This is a genomic window from Protofrankia sp. Cr1 (assembly GCF_963555865.1).
In the GTDB taxonomy this organism is placed as follows: Bacteria; Actinomycetota; Actinomycetes; order Frankiales; family Frankiaceae; genus Protofrankia.
Genome location: NZ_CAUVXO010000019.1, coordinates 30,100 through 31,192 on the forward strand (window position 1 = coordinate 30,100; position 1,093 = coordinate 31,192).

A 1,093-nucleotide genomic window follows, 5' to 3' on the forward strand; every position below is an offset into this window, starting at 1 on the left:
CCGGAAGAGACGATGAGAATGAACACCACGCCGATGACCAGAGAGGACACCACTCGATCTTGCGCGAGGAGAAGTGCCCGATGACAAACGCCGTTGAGGACGCCGGCGCGCTCGAACGCGCCCGGGAGCATCTCGCGACAGGCGAACCGGCCGGGGGAAGCGTCCGCGTTCCGATCTTGAGTTCGTGGCGACGCTGCGAGTCGGTCGGGCTCACCCCGGACCGTCTCGCGCCTTCCTACCGGTCCGATCTCGATCCGGACGAACGCATCGCCCGGGCGGCCGCGCCCGTCCTCGATCGACTGGAAGTCAGCCTCGCGGGTACCGGAGTGGTCGCAATTCTTGCGGACAGTGAGGCCACGGTTCTCCAACGTCGCGCAAGTGGACGCACGTTGACCCGAAATCTGGACGGATTGTACCTCGCCCCCGGTTTCAGCTACGCCGAACACGTCGTCGGTACCAACGGGATCGGCACCGCGCTCGTGGAACGTGGCCCCTCCTATGTTCGAGCGTCGAACACTTCGCCGCCCGTCTACACCCGTATGTCTGCGCGGGCGCGCCGATACGCGATCCGATCAGCGGCCGGATCGAAGGCGTCATCGATCTCACCTGCCTGCGCTCTGCCGCTGATCCGGCGATGGCGACCCTGGTCCGTGAAGCCGCCGACGCCATCGAGCGGCAGATGCTGGAACAGTGCACGGAACGGGAACGCGCCCTCCTCCGGACATTCCTCCAGAACGGGCGGCGCACCCGCACGTCCATTGTGGCGGTAGCAGGTGACCCGTGCGTTCAAGCACCAGCCGAGGTCGTCCTTCGTGCCGCCGCCAACCTCAGGATGAACAAGCAGGACGAACAAATCCTGCGGGAAAAGGCGACGGACCTCATTTCCGCCGCGCGCCGGGCCGCTGTGGAGGTGCGTTTGTCCAACGGCCAGGCAGTCGTGCTCGTATGTCGGCCGGTGACGGCCTCCGCCGGTACCGCGGGGCTCGCTGTCGAGGCCAGCCTCACCGGCGGGACGCCGCGGCATCCGGTCACCACAGGCGGCATCGCACTCCCACACTCCGCACCCGAAAACGACCTGCCACGACAGCTACGG

1 protein-coding gene and 1 pseudogene are annotated in these 1,093 nt (G+C 66.8%); one reads left to right on the forward strand and one right to left on the reverse strand.

Annotated elements, in window-relative coordinates:
* Nucleotides 1-446, reverse strand: a 446-nt coding sequence (locus U9980_RS03690; protein ID WP_322766675.1) for a hypothetical protein, incomplete at its 3' end; no start/stop codon positions are given.
* A gap of 188 nt (nucleotides 447-634) precedes the next feature.
* Between U9980_RS03690 and U9980_RS03695 the strand changes: the two are divergent.
* A pseudogene (locus U9980_RS03695) lies at nucleotides 635-1,093 on the forward strand (hypothetical protein); the annotation flags it as partial.